Below are 23614 nucleotides of genomic sequence, written 5' to 3' on the forward strand. Positions count from 1 at the left end.
TTTCTGACCCTATCATTGGTATAAAGCCGTCATTTAAGGCGAATAGACAGATCATTCATAATTCGCCATCATTATTGGCTATCATATTGTCATCTTCTTATCGGTTTTTTTAACCACAAGTATACAAAGGCTATAGTTGGTGATTTATTTACCAAACTTGTGTAGGATAGCTATACAGGACTATTTATCTCAATTTACCAAAACAATAATTTTAGCTTTGTTAGATCGTGCCAATTATGTCATTAATTATCTTAATTAGTCATTCAGTGTCCAAAATGGAAAACGTTAAATATGTCTTTGACTATAGATAGTCCACCAAATGCAGCAGCATTGATGCATTCACTCAGAGATATCGGTTATGAGTTAGATACGGCTTTAGCAGATATCATTGATAATAGTATCACCGCAGGCGCAAGCAAGGTCAATATAACCTTTGAGACCGATCCTGTGATTAAAGTCGCTATCTTAGATAATGGCGATGGCATGAGCAGAGATGAGCTTATAAAAGCGATGACAATTGGATCAAAAAGTCCTCTAGTAGAGCGTTCTACTAAAGACCTTGGCAGATTTGGTTTGGGTCTAAAAACAGCTACTTTTTCACAGTGTAAACGTTTGACGGTAGTTACTAGACAATTTGATCATACGTGGGCGATGTGTTGGGACTTGGATAAAGTTACTAAGTCCAATTGTTGGGAGCTAATACAGCTTAGCGACGAAAAGATGGCTGATGTTTATCAGTTTGATCAGTTGGAAGATACAGGTACTCTAGTAGTTTGGGAGAACTGTGACCGCCTGCAAGGTGATGAAAATCGTACTAACGATAATCATATATTACAAAAATTCGATAATGCTGAAAAATATCTTGGGTTAATCTTTCATCGATTTTTAGACAAATCACCAAGTGCGGTATCGAATCTAGATATTATTATAAATGGCAGGCAAATAGGTTTTGTAGATCCCTTTTTTCGTCATAAACCCGCCACGCAAATGCATAATCTTGAAACCATCAAATACAAAGACGCATATATCAAAGTACAAGGCTATACTCTACCCCACCATACAAAATGCACCCAGGAAGAGTTTGAAAAGTATTCTTTAGGCAGCTATAGGGACCGTCAGGGATTTTACGTCTACCGAGCAAATAGGCTCCTCATCGCAGGCGACTGGTTTCGATTGGCACCAAAATCAGACTTAACCGCTTTAACCAGAGTCGAAATCGACTTACCTAATAATTTTGATAGTGAATGGCATATTGATATTAAAAAATCACATGCTAAACCACCAGAGCAAATACGCGATCAACTTAAGCAATATATTGATACTTATATTAAGGGGTCTAAGCGTGTCTATAACTCTAAAGGCTATAGACATAAAGGTGAGACCACTCCTATCTGGCAAATGTATACGAATAAAAACTTACGTTCTTACCAAATTAATAAAGACTATCCTCTGATTACGCAATTTATGGAAGGGCTAGATGACAAACAAAGCAGTCAGCTTAGACAAATATTAGGTTTGATTGAGGAAAGCTTTCCGATTGATCAACTGCATGTAGAATACGCCTCTTCTCCTAAAGACTTTAAAACCAAGCACACTGATAAAGAGCTTGAAGAGTTAGCACTTGGCTATCTTAAAGATTTTGCTGATCTAGACCTGCGAGCTAATATTGATATGGTCGCTGCATTTTTTAAGGTGAACGAGCCATACAGTGATTACAAGGGTGAATGGATGAACTTTTTGAACCAAATTGAAGGATAGTGTAATGGATGTAAATACCTTAAACAAAATCTATGATACTTGTGTCAACGCCATGTCGTCTAACGACGAGCTATCTAAAGAAAAGGCAATAACGTTTGCGCTATCCATATTCGGCTTCAAGGCTCAAGAAGAGAAAGAGGCTTTTGAGATACTGATTAACAAGTTAACTGTTTTTTTTGATACTAAACAAGAAGAAGCGCACGTTTTAGATGATCAAGAAATAGTGCCTTGGATACACACAGTAAATAGTGATAGATATTATAGTGATCGCTATCACACCTATTTGCAGAATGAAGAACAGTTGCCAGCTAGAGTTATCGATGTTATCAAGCGCACTAATGAAGATATTCTAGAGCGCTTGGGCAACCCTTACATAGATAAACCGTTTAGACGACAAGGTCTAGTCGTTGGTAATGTTCAGTCTGGTAAAACAGCCAATTATTTATCCCTAATTAATTTAGCTGCTGACTACGGTTATAAGTTAATCATCTTAATTACAGGTATTCATAACAACCTAAGATCTCAAACCCAGAAACGTGTGAATAAGGGGTTTATCGGTTATCACAGCGATGAACAAAAATACACAGGGGTGGGTTTAACCAACGATCCTGCACGTCAGGAAATTATTGACGCAAAGCAGCCGCACTGCTTTACCAGCTTGACGGAAGACTTTAATGGCAAGATACGTAAGACCACAGCAGTTCGACTGGGCAGTGCTAAAAACCCAGTCATTATGGTTATCAAGAAAAACTACCATACTTTAGATAATGTCATTAAGTGGCTGAGGAATAATGACGATGGTAGGCGCTTTATTAATGAGCCTGTATTAATTATTGACGACGAGGCTGATAACGCTTCAATTAATACCAGTAAAAAGCCTAACGAAACGACCAGAATTAACGGCCAAATACGGGAGACTTTGGATTTATTTCTTCAAGGTTCATATGTTGGCTATACCGCAACCCCTTTCGCAAACATTTTTATAGACCCTGTTAGCTATAGTGATGCGGTAGCAGGTGACCTATTTCCTAAGGACTTTATATTTACGCTAGTACCACCATCGAACTATCTAGGAGCAACTCAATTCTTTTTAGGCGATGATGACGAGCCAAATTACGACTCTCCTTACGTTGAATTTATTCAAGATAATGAGGACAGCATTCCATTAAAAAAGCCTACAGACTTTATTTTAACTGAGCTTCCTAAGAGTTTAACGTTGGCACTTTACGAGTACTTAGTCAGTATCGTGATCAAAGGCTTACGACCAGTGAGCAATAAACACACTTCCATGCTGATAAATATTTCTCATAAAACCCAAGAACAAGCTGAGGCGCGATATCTGATAAGCCAAGAGATGGAAGAGATTGCCTTGGCAGTAAAGTTCCATGGCGCCAAACCACATCAAGAGCGGATGAGAAACTCGCACTTAGAAGGCCTGTATCATAAGTTTTTACCTCACTCGGATGAATGTAATATTGATGAGTTTTTTACTAAGCTACAGAAAGTTATTGATTCAGTAAAAGTAAGAATGATCAATAGTGCTAGTAAAGACAAGTTAGATTACGACAATTATGAGAATGGTCTAAACGTCATCGCTATAGGAGGCTATAGTTTATCTCGTGGATTTACGCTAGAAGGATTAACTGTCAGCTACTTAATACGCAATACGGCTATGGCAGACACATTATTACAAATGGGACGTTGGTTTGGTTATCGAGATCAATATAGTGATCTTTGTAAATTGTATATACCTGATGCTTCCTTTGAATGGTATGCCTTTATCGCTCAGTCTATTGAAGAGTTACGCTCAGAATTTTCTATTATGGAGCAAAATGGCCTAACGCCTGCTGAGTTCGGTCTAAAAGTGAGAACCAGTAATACCGGACTATTAATCACTGCTCGCAACAAAATGCATCATACCGAAACGGTTACCCTATCAGAAAGCTTTTCAGAAGAGGCTTTTTCACTGCGCGGTATATCATTAGATAACTTACATAGACAGCGTCAAGTCTTTGCTGATTTCGCGCTTAAGTCTGCTCATGCATATGGTTTTAAACCAGTTTATAATCATGTCAAAGCACAAAATGACAAGCGGTTTCATCTGATTCAAAGAGTCAGCATTGACGAGGTGATTAACCTGTTTAATGAATATGAACATTCAATCGACGATAGTGGTAGAAAGCAGGCTCTGATATCTTACATTGAAGAGCGTAGAGATGAGCTGCCAACGTGGGATATTGCTATTCATAAAAGCTATTTAGGTGAAAATGCACAACCCCAGGTTCGTACTTTTGCAAAATCCAGTTATAGATTCGACCATGTCAAAACAGCTGACGGTGGTGGCCGTATTTTGAGACCTTGGGAGGAAGCATTTGGCTTAACAGATGAGCAGTATGCACATGCAAAAAAACAAAAAGATGAGTCAAATGTTAAACAGACTGCGCGATTTTATAGAAGAAATAGAAGTCGACCATTACTTGTACTCAAATCCTTCAACCTTTATGTAGGCTCTAAAAAAGAAGGCGATAAGAAGAGTGAAGATCCAAAATACGAAGACGTACCAGCCTATGCGATCAGTTTTCCAAAATCCAGCAATCACAACCCTGTAAGTTACGTGGTGAATAAAGTCTTTATAGAAGACTACTTCGGTGAAGAGGATGAATCAGATGAACCGGAGGAAGGTTATGAATAATCCCAATGATCTTCAAAATTACTATACTGATGTAATGAATGAGCTCGATCATAGTGCTACGTCACAGGGCAACTACAAAGAGCTTTTATTCATTGAAAAGATTCTCCCTTATATTCAAGAACAAGGTGTGGTTGATGACTTAGATTTATATCATTTTTATAAACCAGGTACTCGATATGGCCGTATTGATGGTCTAGGTTTTAAAGGTGATTACAACGATCCAGAACTAGACCAGTTAGAACTGGTCTTGCTCATTAATGATTTTGTTCATGATGATAGTATCAAGTCTTTAACAAATAGTCGTATTGAGCAATTAAAAAAAGCAGGGATCAATTTCTTTAACAGCGCATTAAAATCATCGTTCATTGAGAGCTTGGAAGAAAGTTCAGACGGTTATATAGCTGCTAAAGAAATATTTCAAAAGTATAAACGCATTGAGTCTATTAAGCTTATTATCCTCACAAACGCTCAAATCAGTAAGCTAGTGGCCGATAAAAAAGAAATTGATGACGATATAGATCTACCCTTAACAATCGATATCTGGGATATCAAACGAATTTATGATCTTGAGAGTAGCCAAACAAAGTCTGAAGCCATCGAAATTGACTTAAGAGAATGGGGAGGTCCGATACCTTCGTTACAGGCAACAGAGTCAGAGGAATTAACAAGCTATTTATGCGTTGTCAATGGACAAACGATTGCTGCTCTTTATGATAAGTACGGCGCAAGATTATTAGAGGCAAATGTCAGAAGCTTTTTGCAGTTCCGTGGCAAAATCAATAAAGGCATCAGGAAAACGATAAAAACCGAACCTGAGTATTTCTTTAGCTATAACAATGGTTTAACTGCTACAGCATCAGATGTAGAATATGATAAAAGCAAACAGATTATTACAAAGATAAATAACTTACAGATTGTGAATGGGGGGCAAACTACGGCTTCTTTATTGATGACCCAAAAGAAAGATAGAGCCGATCTAAGTAAGATACAGGTGCAGTTGAAACTTAATGTGGTGAGTGAAGCAAAGTCAGATGAGCTTATTAGTAATATCTCTCGCTTTGCGAACTCTCAGAATGCTATCAAAGATTCAGATTTCTTTTCTAATCATCCTTTCCATCGGACTCTTGAAAGGCTATCAAGACAGATACTAGCTCCCACATCAAAAGAAAGAATCAAGCCTACGCGTTGGTATTATGAAAGAGCGAGAGGGTCTTATTTAAATGCTCAAAGTAAGCTGACAGATGCTGAAAAAAGAGCGTTTAAATCTGAACATCCTAAAGAACAGTTAATTATAAAAACAGATTTAGCTAAGATTTATCTTATCTTTGACAAAAGACCTCATGATGCTATCAAAGGTGCGCAAATCGCATTTAACGGATTTGCACAGTCAATAGAAAAGGTTTGGGACAATAATTCTGAGACAATAAATGACTATTTCTTTAAAGAGCTGGTAGCAAAGTTTGTAATTTGGCATGCCTGTAAAAAAGCGGTGTATAAGCAAGATGATTTCGTTGGCAATACTAAGGCAACTTTAACTGCATACACGATATATATTCTTAAAGCTTTAATGGATAAACAAGACCTTGATTTTAATTATCCAAAAATCTGGCAAGAGCAAGCCGTAAATGATTTTTATTATGATCAATTTGTAGATACTTCAATTAAGCTAAACGCCTTATTAAATCAGTTGAGCGAAGAAACTGGGAAGGCAGTACTATCTATGGCCAAGTCTAAAGAAAACTTAATTAAAGTACAGTCGATAATTGATAAAACAGATTACTTCTCACTAGACATGATGTTCAAAACGCAATTAGTTTTTAAAAGTGTCATTGAAGAAAAACGCCAAGATTCTGCTCAACAAACTAAAACAGTGACTAAAGCTGTAAGTAGCTTAATAGACCTCTGTAAAATTCCTCCAGCTAGATGGTTAGATCTAATAAAAAATGCGGAAGAAAAGGGCGTGTTAAACGAAACTGACAAGCAGGTTTTGTCGCTGGTACCTAACGTTCTACTTGGAAAATCATTGAAGACACCAACAGATAGGCAAGTTGATCTGATCAATAAGACCTTAAGCAAGCTTGAAGATAAAGGCGTTTATTTAGATGCTGGGTAAATTGCTCCGAGGATATCAAAGACAGACTTACTTAAGTCAAGCAGCAATGCCTGACAGGATTAAACTATTGTAATAACATTTTTCAAACTTAAAAAGTGGCACACAGCCAATCTTAGGGGCAACGGCTTGAATGGCTGACCATGTGGATGGGTAGTCGTCTTTGGCTTCAATAAGCCTGTAGACGGCTCACACTTTTATCGCAGGAGTATAGTTCCGTGTTTTCATTGTTGTATTCTCTCAGAAAGTTGAGTCTCCGACCATTACGGGGCGGTTAATTTCCTTTTACGTACACCTTACCTTCAAACTTGCTCTCACTAATTGAGAGCTTTTTTATGGGTTAAGTATTATTGAATGAAATTAACCTGTTATTAGACACAACCTGTCATTACTGCCATTTATACTCATTACCATAACAAAGAAAAAGCAGACTCAATAAGACGCGATACCAAATCTTTGTTTTATTTTCGTTGACAATAATTTTTTAAAGCTGATAATTACAATATTGTAATAAAAAATAATATATGACAACAAAATAGGATATGTACGATAATGGGTGACAAGAAACACGAGCGTTTAGCCTATAGGCTATCAGATATTATTATCCGCTTAAATAACGGTGAACGTCTTAATATCAATTCGCTAGCCGAAGATTATCAAGTTTGCACCCGTACGCTTAAACGTGACTTTCAAGAACGATTAGCTACGCTTGATTTCAGTGTTTCAGGTCCTGTTTTTTATCAGCTATCGCCCAGTCGGATTGGATATTTAAACCTAACCGAGATAAGACGTTTTGCAAATTTTGCAAGTGTGCAGGACTTATTGCCTAAGATTGATAGAGATTTTTTTTATGACAAACTGAATCAAAGTATTGTGATCAAAGGCTTTGAGTATGAAAATATTCAGGCGCGAACCCAAGAGTTCAATCTTATCAAACAAGCTATTAAAAACTGCCGAATAATCAGCTTTGATTATCAAAAGATCAGACAGCAAACTAATCAAGATACTCAGAATCCAAAAAAGCACTATTATCTTGCACCGTATCATCTGCTTAATAAAAATGGAATTTGGTATGTGGTAGGCAGACGCGATGGAAAAACCCGTAATTTTTGCTTTACTCAAATGTCTAATCTGTGTATCACTGACAAGACTTTTGACTGTGATGAAGAAATTAAGGCTGATCTGATAAATACAGATAGCTTATTTTTTGACAATCATATCAATGAGATTGTGTTGCAGGTCAGGGCAAAAGTGGCAGGCTATTTTGAGCGGCGCGACCTACTACCTAATCAAGAACTGATTCGCAAACTAGATAATGGCGATCTGTTGCTAACTTGTCGTCACGTTCATCCACGTGAAGTCACACCCATCGTGCAATATTGGCTGCCTCATATCAGAATTATTAGCCCTTCTAATGTTCAGGAGAAAATGGAAAGAAGTTTGAAAAGCTATTTGTCTGCATAAAGAGACTTCATAAGCAAGATCAGGATAATGGTTTTACTATTAATTGCCGTTGGATTAGAGGAAATAACTGATATTTAAGAGGTTGATAATGAATACTGTAGTCAAAGAATATAAGCAGCAAAAAAGTACGGATTCTGATTTACGAAATATTGCGATCGCAAGTGCAGAACACGAACTGATTCAACGTTATGGTACAGCAGGAAGTCAATTTTTAATTGGGCTTCGCGGTATTAATCATGAAACAGGACAAGTTTTCGATAGAAGTTTATTAAAAATAAGTCAAGGCAACTTAAATCCTGATTACGTTAATCAAAATGTGAAACAACAAGCAGGTTTTTCAGCTGAAGTTGCAAGCGTTTCAAAACGTAACGCTCAAGCTATTATCAATAAGGAGTCATCTCGTTTTTCTAGAAGTGAAGACATTACAGGTTATGGAAAAAATCATAATGTCGTAGATATTGTAGAACTATTAGATGATAGCGAAATCACCTCACAGATGAAGTTTGTAAAAAATCCGAAAGACTTATTAAAAGATATTGCTTGTGGAGAAGGTAAAAAGAAAGATTTCTCACGTTATCTTAGTGTCGATAAACTTGAAGTTCCAACGGAACAAGTCAAGGAAATGAAAGCTATATGTAAAGAAGAAGCTAAAAAACTAGCTGAACAAAGTGATGCCCTTAGAAAATTAGGCAAAACTGAGCTAGCTGATATAAAACTAAAACAATCCAAGAACTACGAAAGTTTAGAGGGCAAAGTAACAGATTCTGGATTAACAACTGAAGAAGCCATTCAATACAGACTTAACCCTAAAGCTGTGACGGTAAGGGATATTGGAAAAGTAAGTCATGCGGCTGGCTTAGAAGGCTTGAAGTTTGGAGCTGCAATTGGCGGTTCTATCTCTGCTGTAAATAACATCATAGCCGTCTATTCAGGCAATAAAGATTTCTCAGAAGCTATATTGGATACAAGTAAGGACACTCTCATTGCAGGTGCAACTGGTTACGCTACTGCCGCTTCAGGTACTGCCATAAAAACCTATATGGCACAGTCATCAAAAGAAATGATACGTGGGATATCTAAAAGCAATATGCCTGCGATGGTAGTTACTGCTTGCTTATCAACAGGTAAAAGTATAAAAAAATATGCTATTGGAGAACTTGATGAAGCCGAGCTTGCTCAAGAGATTGGTTTATCAGTTACGGGCATGATGTCGTCTTCTATGTTTGCCGCTATTGGTCAAGTCGCCATACCTATTCCAGTTTTGGGTGCATTAATTGGCGGTATGGTTGGTTATGCACTTACCAACACAGTGTATCAAAGCTTCTTCGATGTTTTGAAAGAGGCTAAATTATCGACCGAACGCAGACAGCTTATAGAAATGCAATGTGAAGCTGCAAGAATGCTTTCAAAAGAATATGAATTAAAAATTAAGGAGTTGTTTGCTTATCGTCTTAAAGAGCTAGAGACATATAGCAATATCATGTTCGACGCTCTAGAGTCACCTGATATTTCTTCTGATGAATTTTGTACAAAAATGAATCGCTTCGCTGAAGAACTCGGTACAAAAATTTCTATTAAAAATATGGCTGAGCTAGATAAAGCTATGCTCTCTGATCTACCGCTAACTATATAAGGTAACACTATGTTCTTAAAGGATTTAAAAGAAAAACCACAAAGGATCCTGTTTTTGGAGTTAGCCGCACTTATTATGATGGCTGAAGGTAGTCAATCCATGACTTCTGAAAAGATCCAAAGACTAGAACCTCAAAGTAAAAGATATGCAATTATTCCAAAACTAGATTCAGAAAGTAAAAAATATAAATGTTTTCAAACATTAGAATCAGAAGGTAAAAGATATGTATTTCTACAAAATATAGATGAAAATAAAATGAATACTCTAGATACTTATGCAAAGGAATTAGAAATAAATTATGTTGACGACTTGTTTCCATTATACAGTAGAAACAATGTATTCGAGTTGATGAATGTTTTGGAAAAAGAAATAGCTGCATTCTTAATTAAGTATGATCAGTTAGGTGAAGATTTCAGATCAACGATAACTAATGTTAAAAATTATATTCTTGAACGTACTGCTGATGAGTTAATCTCTATCAGAAAAAAAAGTATTAGTCACTTAAATAGCAAAGAAAAGAAAATAGTACTATTTGGATTAGTCAGAGCAGGTTATAGTAGTAGATATTTTGAGGATAGAGGAAAATCACTACTATTACATATCTGTAAGTCATTAGATATTGAAATCGACTATATTGATGAATTCATAGAGATTTCAGAAAGGCTTTTTTCGATAAATATAGAGTTAGAAACTCTAATAAATGAATAGTAGAAATCAATTATATAGCCTGTAGAATTCTAACAATTTCATCTTACTTATTCTGCTTGAGTTACAAGAAGCTGTCCTTAAACTCTCTGTATCTTTTTAAGATAAAAGTAAACACATAAATATTGTAGAATAAATAAAAACTTAAGGTAATTAATATGTTTTTAGAATGTTTAAAACAACCCTCTGTCAAGGTGCTTTTCTTAGAGTTGTCAGCACTAATAATGATGGCTGAAGATAATAAAAAAAATACATCTTATAAAATAAAAAATTTAAATATCGATGAGCAAATTCAGAGCTTTTGGCAAAATATTGGAGATAATGAGTTAGACTTATTATTGAAAAACTCTATGGAAATGAATGTAAATTGCTACACAGGTTTCAATAATAGTAGTAATATGTACAACAATATTCCAGAAAAAATATTTAGCAAGTATGGGGATTTTTACTTAATAAATATTCTTATTAACCAAACAGAATCAGTGTTAGAGGAATGCCATAATTTAGAGCATTTTAGACAAGAAGTAATTCAGGAAATTTCTTTAAAAGACGGTGGCTCGCATATTATAAGTCGTAAAAAAATAAAAGACTTAATGCTGAAGAATAAGAACGTCAGACAAGATATCCTAATTCGTACCATTGATGGTATTTTTGCTAATAGAGAAATTAATTCTAACATCTTGGATAGTAAAGAAAAGAAAGCATTTTTATATGAACTGATCCAATCAGGATATATTAGTGGTCAGTTTGACGATAATAAAAAAATATTACTTTTACGTGTATGCAATCTAATAAATATAGATAGTGAATATCTCGAAGAACTCCTAGAAATTACAGGAAGTCTTTTCGTTATAAATAAAAACTTAACAAACTTGATAAATGAATAGGAGAGAATCATGCCAATTCCGCTAATAATAGGAGTAGCTGCTGGTGTCGCTGGAGCAGCAAAAACTGGCAAAGCATTTTATGATAATAAAAAAGCAAGCGAAGCTAACGATACCGCCCAAGGTATAGCCAGACGTGCAGAATGGAGCTTAGAAGAATCTCGTGAGAAGTGTCAAGAAGCTCTTGCAGATTTAGGGGCGAAAAAAGCAGATACTCTAGCAAACCATGTAAGTACCTTTATTACTACTTTCGGAAAGATCAAAAATATAGACTTCCAACATGATGGTAATTTAGGAAACTTAACAGTTAAAGAATTTAGCAATGTTGTACTTAAAGAGCTAAAGCAAGACGTTTCATTTGTTATTGACTCTGGCCTGGGCGCTGGTGGAGGTGCTATGGCGGGAGCTCTAACAGCTTTCGGAGCATATAATGGCACCATGATGTTTGCTGCTGCAAGTACAGGTACTGCTATTAGCTCATTAAGCGGTGTAGCCGCTACTAACGCAACCCTTGCTTGGCTAGGTGGTGGCAGCTTAGCATCTGGTGGTATGGGAATGGCCGGTGGCGCTTTAGCTCTTAATGCTCTAGCGGCAGGACCTGGACTACTCATCGCTGGCTGGTATATGGGCAGTAAAGCTAAGACCAAGTTAAACGATGCTCATGGTAATATTGCTAAGGCTAAAGAATTTGCTGCTGATGTAGATCAAGCTATAGCTCTGACAACGGGAATAGAAGAAGTCGCTTACAAAGCCTCAGATATTATTTCTACTTTACGTAAACATCTGCGTCGTAACTTGAAAAGTCTAGAAAGAGTAATCGAGATACAAGGTACTGATTATTCGCTATATAATGAAGAAGCAAAGATGACCGTCTTAAAAAACGTCAAGATTATTCAAGTCCTTAAAGTAGCTATCGATACCCCGATACTTGATGAGGAAGGCAGACTGTATGGTAGTGCCTCTGCAAATTTAGCTAAAATTGACTTTAGTATTAACGACGGTTTTTCTAAAATAGAAAATGTCTAAACTACCATTTCCATGTACAAGCTGTGGCCAATGCTGCAAAAACGTCCATTTAAGTGAACAGACTAAATACCTAAATCGAGGTGACGGCACATGCCGTCATTTCGATGATAGCAGTCTACTTTGCACTATATACGAGCAGCGTCCGCTGATATGTCGCATTGAAGAATATCATGAGAGGTATCTATCGCACTTATATGATTGGGACGGATTTGTGAAAATGAATTTGGAGGTCTGTAAGCAATTGAAGAAAGGCAAGTCAACATTTTAATTTGACTTATTATTAATAATTCATTACCTAAAAAGTATTAACAACAAGCGAAAGCAAGGATAGAAAACTTAAACGGTAAGATAATATAAAAAGCTTAGATTGCTAAAACTGATTTTCTAGTGATAGTATGTACCTGAAACCGCATTATGACTCATAAATATTTAGTTACAAATTATTATGAGGAAAATCCCATTATTTGCCTTGCCTCTAATACTGTTGCGCTGTTGGTCTAATTGTTGGTCTAACAAGGTTATTTAATTAAATAAATTTATATAAATCAATAACTTATACTTGCAGTTAGACTTCCTCCTTCACCGCCAATCTTATATTGCTTAATCAAAGCCTGCAGTTTTTCTACTCTTTCATAAATTCCCTAAACACTCGGCAATTTAGGTAGCCAAAATACCAACGCCAATAGCGTGGCTAATAATACCGGCGGCGTTATCAGCAGTCCGACCTTCATATATTGCCCCCAGCTGATTTTATAATCCTTTTCAGCCAATACGTGTAACCACAATAGCGTCGCCAAACTACCAATAGGCGTGAATTTTGGTCCCAAGTCATTGCCGATGACATTGGCATAAATCATCAACTCTCGTGTAGCAGCGGGCACTTGGGCACTATCAATCGCCAGCGCGCCTATCAGCGTCGACGGCATATTATTCATCACAGACGCTACGATGGCGGACAAGAACCCTGTGCCAACCGTCGCAACGAGCGCGCCTTGTTGACCTAACCAATTAAGTATTCGTGCGCCATAGGCGGTAAGCCCTGCATTGCCCAAACCATAAACCACCAAATACATACCGATTGAAAACAATACAATTTGCCACGGTGCTTTTTTAAGAATATTGACGATAGAAAACTTAGCATCACGCCCGCCTTGCCACCAGCGTCCAGCTATGGCCATTAGGAGAAGCGCCGCTGCACCTGTTACTACAGAGATAACTAGCCCGAGCGATTCAGTCGCGAAATACGCCACTAATAATGATGCTAATAGTGGAAAAGCCGCCCGAAATACCAGAGGATCTTTGATAGCCGATTGAGGTGCGCTAAGATTTGCCGTTGAGTAGTGCCTCGGAATGTACCGCGCATAAGCAAGCCACAATACCGATAGCGTCGCTAGAACAGAGACGATATTTACCGGTACCATCACCGCCGCATAGCGACCAAAACCAATATCAAAATAATTGGCACTGACGATATTAACCAAATTAGAAGTCACTAATGGCAAGCTTGCGGTATCAGCAATAAAACCAGTGGCAATAATAAAAGCTAAAGCAGATTTGGGGGGAAAATCAAGGCGCAGTAGAATAGCAATCACAATTGGCGTCAGCAGTAAGGCCGCGCCATCATTGGCAAAGAAGGCGGAGATAAACGCTCCTAGCAGCACAATCATCGGAAATAGCAAACGCCCCCGCCCATTGCCCAGCCGAGCGACGTGTAATGCCGCCCAGCCAAAAAACCCCGCTTCATCTAAAATAAGGGAGATGATAATCAATGCCACAAAAGTAAAAGTGGCGTCCCAAACGATATCCCAAACGATACCAACGTCAGACCAGTGCACCACACCAAATACTAAGGCAACCAAAGCGCCGCCCATCGCACTCCAACCAATGCCAAGCCCTTTTGGCTGCCAGATGACTAAGACCAAAGTCACGATAAAAATAGCGAATGCGAGCATGAAGTAACCTTAATTGAGCAATTGAAGCAATAATAAAACAATGACCTTAGAGCGTTTTTTGATTGACGCGTTGGGAGACTTCCGCAGCGCTTTCGACCCGTTCTGAATAGCGATCGGTCAGATACGCCGAACGACCTCGGGTAAGCCAGGTAAATCTGACCAACTCTTCGCAAACATCGACGACTCGCAAATATAATGGTGACATTTTCATGCGATGATTATCATCAAATTCCAAAAACGCTTTTGGGATAGAGGATTGATTAGGGATGGTAATCATGCGCATCCAGCGCCCAAGAATACGCAACTGATTGACGGTATTAAAACTTTGGCTGCCGCCACTGACTTGCATAATAGCCAGCGTTTTACCTTGGGTCGGGCGTACGCCGCCTAGCGCCAACGGAATCCAGTCAATTTGCGCTTTCATAATACTGGTAATGCTGCCATGGCGCTCGGGACTGACCCACAGCATGCCCTCTGACCACTGTGCCAGCTCGCGTAACTCTTGCACCTTTGGGTGGTCGCTATCTGCGTCATCTGGCAGTGGCAAACCTGATGGATTAAACATGCGCACCTCGCAGCCGTACCAACGCAATAGACGGCTTGCTTCTTCAGCGGCTAATCTAGAAAATGAGCGCGCTCGCAGGGAGCCATATAACACCAATATTCTTGGCGCATGGCGTGGGTCATCTTTACCGACCAAAGACTCAATATCAATGGCTTGTATTTGATCAAAATCAACATTGGGTAAATCGTTATTAAGTGAATCAGCAGCGGGCAAATCAGTAGCGTCAATATTACTAGTACTTTTATTACTAAGACCGTCTACTATTAAGACTTCTGTCTCTTTATTCTGTAACATGCTTCACCACTTCCCCATTCTCTTTTGTGAAACTACTGACCGGATTTTCCAGTAATTCAAACACTCGCTCTGCCGGTCGGCACAGCACCGCGCCTTTATCGGTAACAACAATAGGACGATTGATTAAAATAGGGTGCGCTATCATGGCATCAATCAGTTGCGCGTCCGTCAATGCTGGATTGTCTAAACCAAGCTCGGTATAAATACTCTCTTTACTGCGTAAAAGCTCGCGCGGGGTACTCTGCATCAATGCCAACAGCTCAACCAAGTACTCACGAGATGGCGGTGTTTTTAGGTATTCCACCACATCTGGCGTCTCACCTGAGGCCTGCATAATGGCAAGGGTATTACGAGAAGTGCCACATTTTGGATTATGAAAAATCATTGGCGTCATAAGGTTTTCCTCTTTACGTTAAAGGGATTAGATTTAGTATGTCTTGATATGACCAAACCGCCATGCAATTAAAACAACGTATAATTAATAGATAAATAAGCACTTGATTGAATAAACCCTAAACTACAGCATTTTTACCTAAACATAATAAATTTAAAACTATGGCAAAAAAACTACTCATTATAACGCGAGTTGGATTGGTCGTTATCGGTGCCGTTATCATGGTTGATTGTGCCGTGTTAATGACGGTTGGCAAAATTAACTTTGGTACTGTCGTGCCGTTTTTATTGGGCAGCGCATTTGTCGCCCATGGGATATTTTGGCATGCCATCCGCAAGTTTACTAGGCAAAACCCATTTCGCAATCGTCTTTGGTACACGCTATGGCTGCTATTTTTTATTTGGCTGATAAGCTTTGGGTTATTTATTTTCTCATTGCAGCAGCAAATTAAAAAGAGCTCGCAGCCTGTATCGGAGGTCGCGGCGATTATTGTATTAGGGTCAGGTACTATCGCCGGTAAGCCAACACCGACGCTTGCTCAGCGTTTAGATACGGCGGCACCGCTGATTAAAGCACAGCCCGAGGCATTAGCGTTGACCAGTGGTGGCATTGGTATGGGGCAGACACATAGCGAAGCCAGTATTATGGCGCGCTATTTACATGAGAAGCATGGCATTGCTCTTGAGCACATTTTGCAAGAAGGTAATAGCACTAGTACCGCCGAAAACTTAATTTATAGCCAAGTCATTTTGGCAGCAAAAGAAGTGCCTATCACGGCGCCTATTGCCATTGTGACCAGTGATTTTCATACCATTCGTGTGGCTGCCATTGCCAAGCATCAAGGCTATCAGCGACCTATTTTGCTCGCCAGCCCGACGCCGCTATCGATTCGCTACAATGCTTGGTTTCGTGAGTATTTTGCCTTCGTTAGTGGTTGGCTGTTTGGTGAGTATTAATGATAAAGGCCATCAATAAGGCAACTCGGCCAATAATTTAGTCCTGCAATATAACTAAGAACGACTATAGCCTTCATAAATATAATAACAACGGATTCCGCTATGCTCGTCGATATTTTATTAACCATTCACTTTATATTATTGGTGCTGATATCCTTGCGCGTCCTTGCGCGCCATGACTTAACGGCGCCGGCGCGTTTGGCTTGGTTGGTGATTTTATTTCTCTTGCCTTATTTTGGCGTCCTAGTTTATTGGATGTTCGGTGAGGTACATTTAGGACGCAACTTCACACGCGAACGTCAGAAAATTATCGATAAATTACATCGCCATCGCCCAGAGGTACTTGGTAGCAATGTGGCGTTATTACATGCCGTTAAACCTGAGTACCGCGCAGCCTTTGCTTATTCAGCAAAAGCCACTGGCTTTCAGACGACAGTTGGCAATCGCGCTAAGCTAATGGCAGATGCCAATGAGACGCGCAAACGTATGATTGACGACTTTGATGCGGCAACCAACCATATCCACGTGCTGTATTATATTTGGCTGGTCGATGGCATGGGTACGGCTACCGCAGAAGCGCTGATTCGGGCAGCAAAGCGCGGCGTCACCTGCCGAGCGATGGTCGATGGCATGGGCTCGCGCAAAATGGTCAGCTCAAAGTTATGGCAAGAAATGAAAGACGCGGGTGTGCAGCTCAGTGTGGCGCTACCATTAACCAATATCATAAAGGTTATGCTCTTTAGCCGTATTGACTTGCGCAATCACCGCAAAATTACCGTGATTGATGGCAAAATCGGCTATTTTGGTAGCCGTAACTGCGCCGACCCTGAGTTTCGCGTAAAGCCCAAATACGCCCCTTGGGTCGATATTATGCTGCGTATCGAAGGGCCCATCGTTGCGCAAAATCAGATGCTATTTGCCAGTGATTGGCTAACTGAAAACCCTGATACGCCGCTCGACAGCTTTCCGTATAGCACCGATTTACAGCCAAACCTGCCGCTCAATGATTTTGCTGCGCAAGTTTTCTCTGATGGACCGACCCAGCGTCATGGTAACACCCCGCAGTTTTTGGGTGCTTTAATTAGCCAAGCCCAGCATACCCTGATAATTTCTACCCCTTATTTCGTGCCTGATTATTCGCTGGTCAGTATCCTATGTGCGACCGCCTATCGCGGGGTTGAAGTAACGATGATTTTTCCGAAAAAAAATGACTCCTTTATCGTTGCTGCGACCAGTCATAGCTACTATTGGGAATTGCTTGAGGCTGGCGTAAAAATCTACGAGTATAGGCCGGGGCTGCTACACGCCAAAACCCTGACCGTCGATGGTGAAATCAGCCTGATTGGCTCAACCAATTTGGATTTACGCAGTTTTCATTTGAATTATGAAAATAACATCGTCTTTAGTGATAACAAACTGACCGCCGATATTATGGAGCGCCAATATCAGTATATCGCTGATTCTGATGAAGTAACGCTTGAAGAGGTTAATAACTGGCCGTTACCGTATCGGATTTGGAATAATATCGTTGCCACTATGGGACCCGTTTTATAAGTTGACCTTTAGCAAATTAAGCTCATTAATGAGCCAGCTTCTTTTGCAAAATATAGACAACAAACTTAGCTTCTGTCGCAAAAGGTTGTACTGCCCCCTCTGCTAGTAGCCGCTGCCTTTTTTCGCTACGGGCCCGATAGGCATAAGGGGTCATGGTCATTAAATCTGCCAATGCCTCTGCCGCTAAACTGAGCTTACTACTGACATGATGGGTCTCTAACAACTGAAAATAAGGCGCTAATTCGTCCAAAAACTTATCAGAATCATGCTCACGGACGTCATCAAATAACGCCTCACGCATCGTTGCCAAATGCCCGATATCGGGCTTGGCAATGATCAAATAGCCCTCGTCGCTTAACACTTCATTAAATGCTTCTGGCAAAATGGGACTAAAGATACTGCTAATACCATCGATACTATGCGCGCGTAGCGGCAAATGCGCCGCGCTAGTCACCAGCGGGTAAATAGCTGCTGCATAAGTCCCATCTTCCTTAGCCTCCTCAGCCCCTTGATACCAAAGACGACCTAAAGCCTTACTGGTTCTCGCCAGCTCTACAACAGCAGGTTTACTGATATCGGCAGCGATAAGCATATCCATACCTGTTTGCGCCATTGCCTGCGTGTAATAGCCCTCTCCGCAGCCAATATCCAGCCAATTAATGGGTTTATTTTTTTGCTTAAGACTGGCTTTTTTTGCCATCAATAACGCTGTCATCTTTTGGCAAATTAAGTCATTTAGTGGCTGATAATACTTGGCATTTAAAAACCGTTTGCGCGCCTCAATGGATTGCTGACTGTCGCCCGGTGCTTTGGATTTTTTTTGTTGCACCGGTAATAGGTTGATATAACCCTGACGCGCCACATCAAATGGATGAGTGGTTTGCTTAGGATTTAAGCTACCATCACAGCGCCACGTATCGTCGGCGGGCTGCAGAGGTGATTGGCAAAGGGGACAAATAAATAAGCTCACAAGTATCTCAACGTTAGCGCAATATGGCGGCCATTTTAACAAAGTTCCGGCTAAGTAAGGGATAAATGCCGCAACAAAAAGAAGTTCGCATAAGACCTAAAAAAAGCCATCTTAGATTTTAAGATGGCTTTTGATTTGAAATTTTTTTGATTTAAACCTATTTGACGACTTAACGCAGTTTTAAGGTCATCAGCCCAAGAATCACAAGGATAATGGCAATAATCCAAAATCGTGCCACCACTTGGGTTTCTTTCCAACCAATCTCTTCAAAGTGATGATGCAGTGGCGCCATACGAAAGACGCGTTTTTTACGCAGCTTATACGAGCCAACCTGTAGCATCACCGACAAAGCTTCGGCGACAAATAAACCGCCCATAATGGCAAAGGCAATCTCTTGACGGGTCATAACCGCAATTGTACCGAGCATCGCGCCCAATGCCAGCGCCCCAACATCACCCATAAATACTTGCGCTGGATGAGCGTTAAACCATAAAAAACCTAACCCTGCGCCAATCATCGCGCCGCAAACAATAATCACTTCTGAGTTATAAGCAATATAAGGCACATGCAAATAATCGGCAAAGCGCACATCACCCGACACATAAGCCATGGCGCCTAGACCTGCCGCCACCAAGACCACGGGCAAAATCGCCAAACCATCTAAGCCATCAGTTAAGTTAACGGCGTTTGAGGCACCATTAATTACAAAATAGGTAAAGATAATAAAGCCAATTCCAAAGGGCACTGCCGAAAAAGGAATCATCCAATCTTTAAAAATCGGTAATAGCAAGTCCTGCATCTCACGCGTGGTCGCTATATCTGGCTGCAAGGTAGCAATATAATATAAAGAAATCCCGACGAATAACGCCCCCATCGACAGCCAAAAGTATTTTTTGCGGGCGATCAGACCTTTGGGGTCTTTATACTTAATTTTAAGCCAATCATCCGCCCAGCCAACCGAGCCAAAGATAATCATCACGATGAGCAAAATCCACACATAGGGATTGTTTAATCGCGCCCACAGTAAAGTCGATACCCCAATTGCGCTTAGAATCAGCACCCCGCCCATGGTTGGTGTACCGGTTTTGACCAAATGCGACTGCGGACCATCATTGCGAATCGCCTGACCGTATTTCAATGCACGCAGGCGATTGATGACGCGACTGCCAAACACCATACTGAACGCCAGCGCAGTAATAACCGCCAACAACGCCCGTAGCGTCAACGAAGAAACCGCAGAAAACGGCGTATAATACTGACCAAGCCAGCCAAACAACCAAACTAACACCGCCTACTCCTCGACTAGCGCATTGATAAGGGTTTCCATTTCCATGGAACGTGAGCCTTTAAACAGCACCGTACAAGGCTGCGCCTGCTGTGCTTGTAAATAAGACTGCAAATAGGCCAATAAACTGTCTTTATCAGCAAAGGCATGGGCATTAATAGCAGAAATCTCTTGCGCTCCCGCCACCGTATAAGGCGCATATTCACCAACGCACAGCAGCACATTGATGCCAGTGGTCGCAATGGTACGGCCTAAGCTTTGGTGCTCGCTGATTGCTGCCTCTCCTAGCTCGCCGATATCGCCAAGTACCATCACCTGCGTACCCGTTTGCGCCGCCAGCACTTTAGCAGCTGCGCGCACCGAATGCGGATTGGCGTTATACGTATCATCAATCAAGCGATGCATACCAAGGAGCTGACTATTCAAACGCCCTTTTGCAGGACGGGCGTTTTCAAGCCCGACGACAATATCGCTAATATCGATATTTAACGCATGGGCACAAGCAGCAGCAGCCAACGCATTATTGACATTATGCTCGCCCGCTAATGGCAAATTAATATCATGGACTTCGCTACCAATATGCAGCTTAAACTCACTGCGCTCAGGCTCGACATCTAAATGACTGGCACTGACATCGGTATTGCCAAAGCCTATAACGTTTGGGGTATGCTTTTCAGCGATACGGCGCAATTGATTGGTAAAATCATCTTTATCAGGAACTATGGCAAATTGGTTATCATGTAAGGTATGGTAAATTTCAGCTTTGGTTTGGCAAATGCCTTCGCGGCTGCCAAATTCTCCCAAATGCGCGGTACCAATATTTAAGATACATGCCACGTCAGGCTGCACAATCTCAGCAGTATAAGCAATCTCACCGATATGGTTTGCGCCCAGCTCCAAAATGGCATAGCGATGATGATCAGATAATTCGAGTAGCATCATCGGCACGCCTAAGTCATTATTGAGGTTGCCACGGGTAATCAGTGTTGGTGCCAATCTGCCAAAGATACTACCGAGCATCTCTTTACAGGTGGTTTTGCCGCTTGAGCCTGTAATGGCAATGACGGTCAAATCTTTGTGCTGCTGCCGTCGATAGGCCGCCAATTGACCGAGCGCCAAACGCGTATCATCGACAACCAATTGCGCAATATCAGCAGCAACCGGACGCGAAACGATAGCCGCAACCGCACCTTTTTCTATAGCAATATCCAGATAATCATGTCCGTCAAAATTATCACCCGTTAAGGCTAAAAAGATATCACCGGTTTTTATAGTACGCGTATCGGTAGCGATACGTGTACTGCTAATGGGTTTGTTTGCGTTATTGTTTGGCTCTATAGGTACTGCCCCAAATTGCCAATGGCTACCCACTGCTTTGGTTGCCGCAAGCAGATTGTCTGCTTGCCAAACATACAGCCCTTGCGACTGAATGCTGTTATCGTTGTCGGCTGTCATAATGATTACCTTATATATGATGACTACTTATCTTTGATATTTTTCAGCGTACGTTTTTTAAAACGTACAAAAAATGAATGGCAGGCGCTATTACTTAGCTATAAATACTATAAACGTCCGGCTTGCTTAAGGGCATGTCGCAAAATAACGCTGTCGTCAAAATCATAACGCACGTGGTTAATCTCTTGATAGGTTTCATGACCTTTGCCCGCGATAACAACGATATCAGCAGGCGCTGCTTGCTTGACCGCATATTCGATGGCGGTTTTGCGCGCAGGCTCGATATGGGTACGCTGATACTGCTCGTTGGTCATGCCCGCTTGCATATCTTGCAAGATTAAATTTGGGTCTTCGGTACGCGGATTGTCCGCCGTCAATACCACTTTATCGGCGCCCGCCAATCCAGCCTGCGCCATTAATGGACGTTTGCCGCCATCACGATCACCGCCGCAACCAAATACTGCCCACAGCTGACCTTTACAATGGGTTTTTAGACTGGCAAGTACTTGGCTTAATGCATCGGGCGTATGGGCATAATCGACGATAAAACAGCCATCATTGGAGGGCACACGCTGCATGCGCCCTACCGCCCCTTGCAGTTGCGGGATAACATCAGCAATACGCTCAAGGTTAATTCCTAAAGCCATAACAGTGGCGATAGCAGCCAGTAAATTGGCAACGTTAAAATGCCCGAGTAATGGGCTAATGATATTAATGCTCTTGGTTTCTTTATTTTTAAAATCCGTACACAGCGCAATCTCAACTCCTTGCAAGCTTGGCTTGATATCAGCGGCAACAAAGGTTGCAGATTTTGCTGGGTCTAAACTATAGCTCCAAACGGTCAAACCACTGGCATGCGCCGTATCAAGCATAATCTGGGCATGCTCGTCATCGATATTGATAATGGCGTGGGTTAACTCGGGGAAACGCGCTTTATCAAACAGCTTGGCTTTTGCCGCCGCATACTCTGCCATATCAGCATGATAATCGAGGTGGTCACGGCTCAAATTGGTATAAATCGCCACCGACACTGGCATACCTTGTAAACGCTGCTGATCGAGACCGTGCGAGCTTGCTTCTAAGGCCAATAATTGCGCCTTCTCCAAACCCATTTGATATAAAAACTGCTGCACCGCTAAGGCATCGCCGGTGGTATGGCTGGCTTGCACCAACGCGCCGAGTCTACCATTACCTGCTGTTCCCATCACCGCGCTACTCATACCCGTCAGCTGCGTCAACTGCGCCACCAATTGGCTGATGGTGGTTTTGCCATTGGTACCAGTCACCGCAACGACCGTCGGTAAGGTCACAGGCTGCTGATGCTGTAAGCGCGCTTGAATCAAGTCACCTAAAAAATCACGAATATGGGGTACGTATACTACTGGACAAGGCAGTGCTGCTAATTGCTGCTGCGCTTTAGAGCGATCACTATCGTTTGTGAAGGAAATATTGGCGTGTGGCGGCACATTAGCGGTAGACAGCAAAGCGATTGGATCAATTTCCGACAGGATAAACGCCGCCTGCTCAGCGGCTTGATATAAGTAGTCGCGACTTTTTTGGCAATTTGGTGTCTGACTTTTTAATAATATAAAGACATCGTTTGCTGCTAACTGACGGCTGTCTAAGCAGAATTGCTCAAAGGGAATATGAGCAATCGAAGTTTTTGCTTTCGGTAGTTGACTGCTAGATGCGCTTACCAGCGTTGTTAATGCTTGCGTTAAGCTATGGCTTTGCCTATCTCTATCGTTGCTACTGGTTTCAATCAGCTGTTGTAAGGTGACTGCGGCGTTGCTTTTTGGCGAGGTAGACAGAGACATTGGCAAATCCTAAACGGTTAAAACGCATCAAATAGTTAACAGCTGAAACATGGAGCTTAGTCATGGAAATTAGTCATGAAAATTAGTCATAAAACTTAAC

The 23614-nt window shown here is 40.9% G+C and carries 18 protein-coding genes; 11 read left to right on the top strand and 7 right to left on the bottom strand.

Annotation, left to right across the window (positions count from 1 at the left end; all coding sequences use genetic code 11):
* The first annotated feature begins 291 nt into the window (after positions 1-291).
* The 9 genes from B3R91_RS04550 (at position 292) to B3R91_RS04595 (ending at position 12540) form a co-directional block, all read left to right on the top strand.
* The gene (locus tag B3R91_RS04550) at positions 292-1758 is read left to right on the top strand and encodes an ATP-binding protein (protein ID WP_286796649.1); all 1467 of its coding nucleotides are present in this window, start codon (positions 292-294) and stop codon (positions 1756-1758) included.
* A gap of 4 nt (positions 1759-1762) precedes the next feature.
* Positions 1763-4450, top strand: a complete 2688-nt coding sequence (locus B3R91_RS04555) for a Z1 domain-containing protein (protein ID WP_286796650.1) — start codon at positions 1763-1765, stop codon at positions 4448-4450.
* Complete coding sequence (locus B3R91_RS04560) at positions 4443-6563, top strand: AIPR family protein (RefSeq protein ID WP_286796651.1); 2121 nt, start codon at positions 4443-4445, stop codon at positions 6561-6563. Before B3R91_RS04555 ends, B3R91_RS04560 begins: the two co-directional genes overlap by 8 nt.
* 549 nt (positions 6564-7112) lie before the next feature.
* The gene (locus B3R91_RS04570) at positions 7113-8024 is read left to right on the top strand and encodes a helix-turn-helix transcriptional regulator (RefSeq protein ID WP_286796652.1); all 912 of its coding nucleotides are present in this window, start codon (positions 7113-7115) and stop codon (positions 8022-8024) included.
* Positions 8025-8112: 88 nt separating this feature from the next.
* Positions 8113-9657, top strand: a complete 1545-nt coding sequence (locus tag B3R91_RS04575; RefSeq protein WP_286796653.1) for a hypothetical protein — start codon at positions 8113-8115, stop codon at positions 9655-9657.
* Between the two features lie 9 nt (positions 9658-9666).
* Entirely contained in the window at positions 9667-10365 is a 699-nt protein-coding gene (locus B3R91_RS04580) for a hypothetical protein (protein WP_286796654.1), read from the top strand.
* A 155-nt stretch (positions 10366-10520) separates the two neighbouring features.
* Positions 10521-11249, top strand: a complete 729-nt coding sequence (locus B3R91_RS04585) for a hypothetical protein (protein ID WP_286796655.1) — start codon at positions 10521-10523, stop codon at positions 11247-11249.
* A 9-nt stretch (positions 11250-11258) separates the two neighbouring features.
* On the top strand, positions 11259-12272 hold the full coding sequence (locus B3R91_RS04590; protein ID WP_071002763.1) for a hypothetical protein: 1014 nt from the start codon (positions 11259-11261) through the stop codon (positions 12270-12272).
* Positions 12265-12540, top strand: coding sequence for a YkgJ family cysteine cluster protein (locus tag B3R91_RS04595; RefSeq protein WP_083328914.1), 276 nt, complete (start codon positions 12265-12267; stop codon positions 12538-12540). Before B3R91_RS04590 ends, B3R91_RS04595 begins: the two co-directional genes overlap by 8 nt.
* A 373-nt stretch (positions 12541-12913) precedes the next feature.
* Here the strand turns inward: B3R91_RS04595 and B3R91_RS04600 are convergent, their stop codons facing one another.
* From B3R91_RS04600 to arsC, 3 genes are read right to left on the bottom strand one after another with little or no spacing between them, the layout of a single operon-like run.
* Positions 12914-14224 (bottom strand): arsenic transporter, encoded by a 1311-nt coding sequence (locus B3R91_RS04600; protein ID WP_144297481.1) that lies wholly within the window; start codon positions 14222-14224, stop codon positions 12914-12916.
* Positions 14225-14270: 46 nt separating this feature from the next.
* Positions 14271-15083 carry an arsenical resistance protein ArsH gene (gene arsH / locus B3R91_RS04605; RefSeq protein ID WP_286796656.1) on the bottom strand — a complete coding sequence of 271 codons (813 nt, stop codon included), beginning with the start codon at positions 15081-15083 and terminating at the stop codon, positions 14271-14273.
* Positions 15070-15477, bottom strand: a complete 408-nt coding sequence (gene arsC, locus B3R91_RS04610; protein WP_286796657.1) for an arsenate reductase (glutaredoxin) — start codon at positions 15475-15477, stop codon at positions 15070-15072. The genes arsH and arsC overlap by 14 nt, the downstream gene beginning before the upstream one ends.
* A gap of 161 nt (positions 15478-15638) precedes the next feature.
* On the opposite strand from arsC, the gene B3R91_RS04615 reads away from it, so the two are divergent.
* Together B3R91_RS04615 and cls are read left to right on the top strand one after the other, a co-directional pair.
* A complete protein-coding gene (locus B3R91_RS04615) occupies positions 15639-16433 on the top strand; it encodes a YdcF family protein (protein ID WP_068404296.1) in 795 nt (264 codons plus the stop codon).
* A gap of 102 nt (positions 16434-16535) precedes the next feature.
* Positions 16536-17987 carry a cardiolipin synthase gene (gene cls, locus B3R91_RS04620; RefSeq protein WP_286796658.1) on the top strand — a complete coding sequence of 484 codons (1452 nt, stop codon included), beginning with the start codon at positions 16536-16538 and terminating at the stop codon, positions 17985-17987.
* 25 nt (positions 17988-18012) lie between these two features.
* Here the strand turns inward: cls and B3R91_RS04625 are convergent, their stop codons facing one another.
* From B3R91_RS04625 to B3R91_RS04640, 4 genes are all read right to left on the bottom strand, one after another.
* Positions 18013-18957, bottom strand: coding sequence for a putative RNA methyltransferase (locus tag B3R91_RS04625; protein ID WP_349681528.1), 945 nt, complete (start codon positions 18955-18957; stop codon positions 18013-18015).
* A 169-nt stretch (positions 18958-19126) separates the two neighbouring features.
* Entirely contained in the window at positions 19127-20245 is a 1119-nt protein-coding gene (mraY, locus tag B3R91_RS04630; protein ID WP_286796659.1) for a phospho-N-acetylmuramoyl-pentapeptide-transferase, read from the bottom strand.
* A 3-nt stretch (positions 20246-20248) separates the two neighbouring features.
* Positions 20249-21697, bottom strand: coding sequence for a UDP-N-acetylmuramoyl-tripeptide--D-alanyl-D-alanine ligase (locus tag B3R91_RS04635; protein WP_286796660.1), 1449 nt, complete (start codon positions 21695-21697; stop codon positions 20249-20251).
* Between the two features lie 107 nt (positions 21698-21804).
* Entirely contained in the window at positions 21805-23514 is a 1710-nt protein-coding gene (locus B3R91_RS04640; protein ID WP_068404305.1) for a UDP-N-acetylmuramoyl-L-alanyl-D-glutamate--2,6-diaminopimelate ligase, read from the bottom strand.
* Positions 23515-23614: the final 100 nt, after the last annotated feature.

Source organism: Psychrobacter sp. UBA6291, assembly GCF_002439405.1.
Taxonomy (GTDB): Bacteria; Pseudomonadota; Gammaproteobacteria; order Pseudomonadales; family Moraxellaceae; genus Psychrobacter; species Psychrobacter faecalis.

What these genes read in the sequence shown, in the direction of transcription:
- B3R91_RS04550 (WP_286796649.1), top strand. Translation starts at nt 292, where the DNA reads ATGTCTTTGACTATAGATAGTCCACCAAATGCAGCAGCATTGATGCAT.
- B3R91_RS04555 (WP_286796650.1), top strand. Translation starts at nt 1,763, where the DNA reads ATGGATGTAAATACCTTAAACAAAATCTATGATACTTGTGTCAACGCC.
- B3R91_RS04560 (WP_286796651.1), top strand. Translation starts at nt 4,443, where the DNA reads ATGAATAATCCCAATGATCTTCAAAATTACTATACTGATGTAATGAAT.
- B3R91_RS04570 (WP_286796652.1), top strand. Translation starts at nt 7,113, where the DNA reads ATGGGTGACAAGAAACACGAGCGTTTAGCCTATAGGCTATCAGATATT.
- B3R91_RS04575 (WP_286796653.1), top strand. Translation starts at nt 8,113, where the DNA reads ATGAATACTGTAGTCAAAGAATATAAGCAGCAAAAAAGTACGGATTCT.
- B3R91_RS04580 (WP_286796654.1), top strand. Translation starts at nt 9,667, where the DNA reads ATGTTCTTAAAGGATTTAAAAGAAAAACCACAAAGGATCCTGTTTTTG.
- B3R91_RS04585 (WP_286796655.1), top strand. Translation starts at nt 10,521, where the DNA reads ATGTTTTTAGAATGTTTAAAACAACCCTCTGTCAAGGTGCTTTTCTTA.
- B3R91_RS04590 (WP_071002763.1), top strand. Translation starts at nt 11,259, where the DNA reads ATGCCAATTCCGCTAATAATAGGAGTAGCTGCTGGTGTCGCTGGAGCA.
- B3R91_RS04595 (WP_083328914.1), top strand. Translation starts at nt 12,265, where the DNA reads ATGTCTAAACTACCATTTCCATGTACAAGCTGTGGCCAATGCTGCAAA.
- B3R91_RS04600 (WP_144297481.1), bottom strand. Translation starts at nt 14,224, where the DNA reads ATGCTCGCATTCGCTATTTTTATCGTGACTTTGGTCTTAGTCATCTGG.
- arsH (WP_286796656.1), bottom strand. Translation starts at nt 15,083, where the DNA reads ATGTTACAGAATAAAGAGACAGAAGTCTTAATAGTAGACGGTCTTAGT.
- arsC (WP_286796657.1), bottom strand. Translation starts at nt 15,477, where the DNA reads ATGACGCCAATGATTTTTCATAATCCAAAATGTGGCACTTCTCGTAAT.
- B3R91_RS04615 (WP_068404296.1), top strand. Translation starts at nt 15,639, where the DNA reads ATGGCAAAAAAACTACTCATTATAACGCGAGTTGGATTGGTCGTTATC.
- cls (WP_286796658.1), top strand. Translation starts at nt 16,536, where the DNA reads ATGCTCGTCGATATTTTATTAACCATTCACTTTATATTATTGGTGCTG.
- B3R91_RS04635 (WP_286796660.1), bottom strand. Translation starts at nt 21,697, where the DNA reads ATGACAGCCGACAACGATAACAGCATTCAGTCGCAAGGGCTGTATGTT.
- B3R91_RS04640 (WP_068404305.1), bottom strand. Translation starts at nt 23,514, where the DNA reads ATGTCTCTGTCTACCTCGCCAAAAAGCAACGCCGCAGTCACCTTACAA.